The following is a 6,802-nucleotide window of genomic DNA, read 5'->3' as shown; positions in this document are numbered from 1 at the left end:
GGACAGCGCGAGCGCATCGCCCAACGACCACAATCCGCCAATCCCTGGGATTTGCCCGCGCAAGCGGCTGACGTCCCGCCTCCGGCGCGGGCAGGTGCTGCTGCCAAACCCGCCCGCCTGCCGGCAGCGCCGCAACTGGGGGACATGGCGCTCCGCTCCGCATTCCTGCATGGCATGGGTGTCGAGGAAGCCGATTTCCCCGAGCGCGACAGCATTGCGGAAATGGAGAAGTTTGGCCGCGAATATCGGTTGATGATGGAAGGCCTGATGCAGCTTCTGCGCAAACGGGCCGAGGAAAAGGGAAACGCTCGCGTCGCCCAGACCATGGTTGGGGCTTCCGAAGTCAATCCGCTCAAGTTTCTGCCGACGGTCGACGACGCCATCGTCACGCTTCTCGCCGAGCGCAGCCCCGGATTTCTCGCCGGCGAAGCGGCAATCGCCGACGCGGTTCGCGACCTCGCCCAACATCACGTGCGCGCCTGGCGCGGCGTACAGGGCGCCTTGCGGCGGATGATTGACCGTTTTGACCCGACAGCGATCGAGGAAGAGCTGAAATCGAATTCCGCGATCGGCACGCTGCTTTCGGGCGGGCGCAGCGCCAAGCTGTGGGAGCTTTACCAGAAACGCCACCGTGAAATCGCCGAGAGCGCGGAAAAAAGCTTTCTGGGCGAAATCGGCGCTGATTTTCGGGATGCATATGAGGAGGAGTGAGACATGATCGATCGACGCGAATTCATTGTCGCCCTGGGCGCAACCGGGCTGCTTACGGCTTGCCAGAGCGGGCCGCCGAAACCATCGGTGATCACCGTCAAACTGACCGGCGGGGCCGGTATGAACCCGGGACCGGGCGGCGGCGACCGGCCGGTGACGGTCCTCGTCATGCGGCTGCGCAGCACCGGCAAATTCAATTCCGCCGACTACTTTGCCTTGCAGGGGGATGCCGGTTCGGCACTCGCAGGCGACCTCATCGGATCCGACCAGATCGCCGTCGGGCCGGGAAAGACCGCGTCCAAGACCATCACGGTCGAGCCGGACGCGACGGCGCTGGGCTTTGTTGCACTGATCCGCGAGCCCGGCGGCCGAAACTGGCGCACAAGCAAATCAGTGTCGGCGGGATCACAATTTACGGTCAACGTCTCGCTTGGCAGCGGCGGCATTTCCGCTTAGCGGCCAGGGCAAGGGGAGCTCGATGCAGAGAGTAGCGGCATGAGCGATGCAAACAGAGTGTTGTGGTCCGAAGGTCTGTTTCTCCGGACCCAGCATTTCCAGCAGCAGGATCGCTTTATCGAGGCGACGGTGCGCGGCGCGTTGCAGGCCGGGCAGTTGCATACGTTCGGCTTTCAGCAACTGACGCTGGATCAGGCATTGCTGGAGGCCGGCCAGATCTCGATCCTGTCCGCACGGGGCATCTTTCCGGACGGGACACCTTTCTCCATTCCAGACATGATGGACGCGCCGCGACCACTGCTGGTCACCCCAGACACGGGCGCCGGGCCGGTGCTGGTCGCCTTGCCGCTGGAGCCTCCCGGCGGTGTCGGCTTCGATCCGGCACACGCGGCCGCCTCGGGAGCACGCTATCACGGGCGGGTCGTTTCGGTGCGTGACGCCGTCCAGGGCGGTTCAGATCCTGAAGAAATCGAGATCGCCCGTCCGCAGGCGCTGCTGCTTGCACCCGGCAAGTCGGTCGGTGGCTACACAGCCTTGCCGATAGCCGACCTCAAGGGGGTTCGAGCCGATGGTGGCGTCTCTGTGGACGAGACCTTCCTGCCGCCGACACTGATTACCGGCGCGGTGGCCTGGTATCGGCAATTGCTTCTGGAAGTTGTCACAGGCCTCGAGCAGATCGCCGAGGCGCATGGCAAGATGGTCATGGGCGGGCCTGGGCGCAGCGTCGAAGATCTGCTGATGCTCAATCTCGCCAATGCGGCGCGTCCGCGGCTCGCCCACATGCTGGCGCAGGATGTCTTCCATCCGGCCGAGCTTTACCTGGAACTTGCCGGGCTCGCTGGTTCGATGGCGACCTACGGATCGAGCGCGCGGCGCCTGGGCGAATTACCCGCTTACGATCACATGGCGCCAGGCCCCGCCTATTCGGCGCTGGCGGATGCGCTGCGCTCGCTCATCCTCAGCCTGCGTTACATCGAGCCTAAATCGCGTGCGCTGCCTGTCATGCGGCATTCGACCAATGTCTGGAAAATCCGCATCGACAACCCGAAGCTGCTGGTGGCCAGCCGGATCGTCATCCGGGTCGGTTCGGAGCTGTCGGAGGACGCGCTGCGCAAGATCTTCGTCAATCAGGCGACTGTCGGCTCGGCCGATCAGTTCGAGGGCCTGTGGAAATCGCGTTTGCCCGGCATTCCGCTGAAACCGCTCCATTCCCAGCCGCGCGAGATCCCTTACGATGGCGATCGGCTGTGCCTCGAACTGGACCAGAAAAGCGAGCATTGGGCGTCACTGCTCGATGCTCCCGGCTTCGTCATTGGCGTTTCGGGTGTGTTGCCGAGCGAGCCGCAGGTGGACTGCTATTCGGTGAACAGGTGAGATCATGAGCCGCGATGATCCTTTCGGACTGTCGGAGGATCGCGAACGCACCCGCATACGATTGACCGGAGCGCCGATGCCGCGACCGATGGCGCCGCTGTTGCCGGGGGCGGTGGTAAAGCGGTCTCGCACCCACCCGAACGCGCTTGTCAACGCATTCGCACCCTTGCTCGAGTTCGCTCCCGAGCTTGAAAGCGCGCTGCCGCCGGAGAATCCGGAAACGTTGCGCACCCGATTGCTCGAAGAACTGGTTCGGGCACGCGACATGGCAATGTCGACGGGATCCTCTATGGAGAGGGCCGATCAGGCAGCCTGGATCGTGGCGGCGTTGCTCGATGATCTGGCTCTGAACACGCCCTGGGGTGGGGCCAGCGCCTGGCCTCGGCAGCCGCTTGTGGTCATGCTGCGTGGCGATGTCGATGCCGGCACGCAGTTCTTCACGCGTCTCGACGAACTGGAGCGCCATCCCAACCGCGATCGCGAATTGCTGGAACTGCAGTATGATTGCATGGCGCTCGGTTTCCGCGGCAAATATCGCGTGCCTGGGCGATCAGGCGACCGTTCGCTCAATGCCGTTCGCGTGGCGGCGGCACGCTTCCTGCGCGATGCCGACGCTGAAGGCGCGCCACTGTCACCAAACTGGAAGGGCGTGATCGCATCCGACGAACCGCAGCGCTTCATCGTTCCGATCTGGGTTATGGCGCTCGGTGCGGCGGTTGTTGCCACTGCCATCCATATCGGACTCTCGATGGGACTGAGCAGCCAGGCGGTCGAGCTTTCCGCACTTGTGCGCACGTTGCCGCCGCCTGCACGCGGCGACATCAGCCGTACGTCGCCCAAGGTCGATGCCCCGCCGCCGGAGAAGGTGGATTTTGCGCTGTTGCCGGAATTTCAGGCCGGAGCGCCGGCCGACCTCAGATCCGCCCTCAGCGGCACCGAGAGCGTTTCGCTGGCCAAGCTGATCATCCAGGCCTCCAACCCCGAACTGTTCCAGTCGTCGCGGCCACAACTGACCGAAGGTTTCGAGCCCCTGATCGGTTCGATCGCCAAGGTGATCCTCGCCAATCAGGAGCTGATCGGAAACATCACGGTGATCGGCCATACGGACGGCGTTCCTCTGCAAAAGACCAATCCGCTGTCGACCAACCAGCGGCTGTCCGAGGCTCGCGCCCAGACGATTGCCGACATGCTGGTCCAGAACGGAGTGCCACGGGACCGCGTCCATTCCGAGGGCCGCGCGGCCACCGATCCAGTGGCCAGCGACAGCACGCGCCAGGGGCGAGCCTTGAACCGCCGCGCCGAGGTGCTTGTCGAAAAGAGGCTGTGAGATGTTCATCCTGCGCTTCCTCTGGGCGGTTCTGACATCGCGCTGGCTGTGGACGCTGATCGGCCTCACGCTGCTTTCCCTGGTCATCTGGGTGTTCGGTCCGATCGTCAGGGTCGGTGCCTACGAACCGTTTGCCTCTGAAAATGCGCGCATCGTCATCATCGCGCTGCTGGTCATCTTCTGGCTGATCTGGCTGATCGTCGCCCAGCGCCGGGCGATCCGCGCCAACCGCATGTTCGTCGCCGAGATTGCCGCGCCCGCGGTGGAAAAGCCGCTGAGCCCCGGCGAAGAAAACGTCGCTGCCGTGGGTGCCAAGTTCGCCGAGGTGATGGCCGAACTGAAGCGCCGCAAGCTGGGCGGCCGCAAGTTTCTGCGCGACATGCCGTGGTATGTGATCGTCGGGCCGCCGGCCACCGGCAAGACCACGGCTCTGCGGCAGTCCGGACTGAATTTTCCGATCGACCTCACCGACGACCTGCAAGGGGTCGGCGGCACCCGCAACTGCGACTGGTTCTTTTCCGAAAACGCGGTTCTGATCGATACCGCCGGCCGCTATGTGCAGCAGGAGAGCCAGCCCGATGTGGACGCGGCGGAATGGCTGGGCTTCCTCGACCTTTTGAAGAAGCATCGCGGCCGCCGCGCGCTCAACGGCGTCATCGTGGCGCTTTCGATCGACGTGCTTTCGGAGGGCGACGAAGCCATCAAGGCGCACGGCCGCAAGATCCGCCGCCGGTTGGCCGAGCTCAACGACCGGCTCGAAATCCGCCTTCCGGTCTATCTGATGCTGACCAAGGCCGATCTGATCAAGGGTTTCGAAGCCTTCTTCGGCGGTCTGTCCACCGCCTCGCGCGAGCAGGTGTGGGGAACGACCTTCGCGCTGGATGCGCGCGTGGATGCCAAGACCATCGAACGCGAAATTTCGACGCTGGCGACGGAACTCGAGCGGCGGCTGGTGCCGCGCCTGGAGGATGAGGAAAAACTCGCCGCCCGTGCAGAGATCTTCCGGTTTCCTGCCCAACTCGCAAGCCTGTCCGAACCGATCCAGGTGCTGGTCGAGGCGATGTTCGGCGAAAGCCGGTATGAAGAGGCTGCATGGCTGCGCGGCCTCTATCTGACATCGGCGACTCAGGAAGGGGCGCCTATCGACCGACTGACCGCGGCGCTGTCGTCGTCTTTCGGTCTTCCGCCACGGCGGGTCCTGCCCGCACCAAGGGTCGAGAAACGCAGCTTCTTCCTGAAGAACCTGCTCACCGAAGTCATCTTCAAGGAAGCAGGCCTGGGTACGTTCGACCCGCTAGCGCAACGCCGCCGCGCCTGGATCTGGCGGGGCGCGGCGGCTGCCTGTGCCACAGCGGGCTTGCTGGCCAGTGCGGTGTTTGCCTGGTCCTACTACGACAACCGCAATGCGATCTCGGCCCAGGCAAGCCAGTTCGAAGCGCTGCAGACGCCGTTGACCTCGGCTGCCGCAAACCCGGCATCGGTGCAGCAGCCTGCCATCGACGGCGCGCTCGAGGCAATGGACGCGGTCTCAAATGCCCGGACAGCACCGCCTGCCGCTGTCCAGGATCTGCTAGGGCCATCGGCCTCGGCGGAACTGGTGCGGGCTCAGACCGACACCTACGATCACGCCTTGCGCAACGTGCTTGAGCCGCACATGGTGGCCCTTCTCGAGGCCACCATGTGGCGGCAGATCCGCGATCCGGATTTCATGCTCGGCGCTCTCAAGACCTATCGTATGATGACGGGTCTGTCGCAGATGGATCCCGACTACACCCAGAACTGGTGGGTCAACAGCCTTCCCGAATTCGCGGCCGCAGCACCATTTCCAACCGCCGATGCCGAAGAGCATCAGCTTGCGGCCATCCGCCGGATGACGGTCGACGAAAGCTATATCGAGCCCGACCAGGCGCTGGTTGCCGAAGCGCTGAAAACGGTATGCACGATTTCATTGCCGGCGCGTGCCTACAAGCAATTGCTGGCCGATCCGGTAGTGGCCGGGCTCAAAGAATGGATTCCGGCGAATTTCGCCGGTCCCAACGGCGCCAAGGTTTTTGCGCGTCGCTCCGACAAGACGCTTCGCGTCGGTATTTCGGGAGCATTCACCTATGCAGGCTTCCATGACGCCGTTCTCGACCGGATCGAGGATGTGGCAGCACAAGCGGCGCTGGATCGGGCGGTCTTCGCCGGGGGCTGCTCCGAGAACTCCGAAACGTCCGTGTCGGCGCTGTCCGAGGACATCCTGAAGCTCTACTACGACGACTATATCGCACAGTGGGACAGCTTCCTGCGCGATATGAGGCTGGCGCCGTTGAGCGACCTCAATGTCGCCAGTGAGAATCTGAAGGATCTTTCCAGCGCCGATTCAGCGCTGAAACGCCTGCTCACGGCGGTCGTTCAGGAGACCGAGCTTACCCGGTCCGATGAAGCGCCGGCCGACGACAAGGCGGCGGCCAAGGGCGGCTCGAAACTGCTCGGCAAACTCGGCAAGCTCGGCAAGATCGTCAAAACGGGGGCAAAGCTGCTTCCACGCGCGGGCTCAGCTGACGAGGTGGATCTTACCGGCAACCTGGTGGCCGAACACTTCAAGCCGCTCAAAGGTGCTATTGCCGAGGTCGACGGCCAGCCGCCAGCACTCGACGCCGCGGTGGTGGCTCTGACGGCGCTGTCCAACGTTTTGCAGACGGTCACGGCCAATCCCGATCCCCAGGATGCCATCAAGAAGCAAGGCGGCCTCGCCGAACTGACGGGGGCGGTCGCAAGGCAAGCGCAAATCCTGCCCGGCCCGGTCGACGACTGGCTCGGCGGTGTCGCCGGCGACACCAGCGGGTTGAAGCAAAAGGCGGTCACCTCGGAGCTCAACGCCATCTGGCGCGCCGACATCCTGCCCTTCTGCCAGGCGGCGCTCAACGACCGCTATCCGTTCAATCCCGAAAG

At 64.0% G+C, this 6,802-nt stretch carries 5 protein-coding genes; all 5 read left to right on the top strand.

Annotation, left to right across the window (positions count from 1 at the left end; translation table 11 throughout):
* Positions 1 to 711: type VI secretion system-associated FHA domain protein TagH (tagH, locus tag EOD15_RS25225; protein WP_127408947.1), on the top strand; the 711-nt coding region annotated here is incomplete at its 5' end.
* Between the two features lie 3 nt (positions 712 to 714).
* Positions 715 to 1,167, top strand: coding sequence for a type VI secretion system lipoprotein TssJ (gene tssJ, locus EOD15_RS25220; protein WP_127318091.1), 453 nt, complete (start codon positions 715 to 717; stop codon positions 1,165 to 1,167).
* 39 nt (positions 1,168 to 1,206) lie between these two features.
* A complete protein-coding gene (tssK, locus tag EOD15_RS25215) occupies positions 1,207 to 2,541 on the top strand; it encodes a type VI secretion system baseplate subunit TssK (RefSeq protein ID WP_127318093.1) in 1,335 nt (444 codons plus the stop codon).
* 4 nt (positions 2,542 to 2,545) lie between these two features.
* Positions 2,546 to 3,868 carry a type IVB secretion system protein IcmH/DotU gene (gene icmH / locus EOD15_RS25210; RefSeq protein ID WP_127318095.1) on the top strand — a complete coding sequence of 441 codons (1,323 nt, stop codon included), beginning with the start codon at positions 2,546 to 2,548 and terminating at the stop codon, positions 3,866 to 3,868.
* Position 3,869: 1 nt separating this feature from the next.
* Positions 3,870 to 6,802, top strand: a 2,933-nt coding sequence (gene tssM / locus EOD15_RS25205) for a type VI secretion system membrane subunit TssM (RefSeq protein ID WP_127408946.1), incomplete at its 3' end; no start/stop codon positions are given.

It is taken from the genome of Mesorhizobium sp. M7A.T.Ca.US.000.02.2.1 (assembly GCF_003996995.1).
GTDB lineage: Bacteria > Pseudomonadota > Alphaproteobacteria > Rhizobiales > Rhizobiaceae > Mesorhizobium.
Note: the sequence above shows the minus strand (reverse complement) of the source record. Positions and strands in the feature narration are given on the sequence as shown.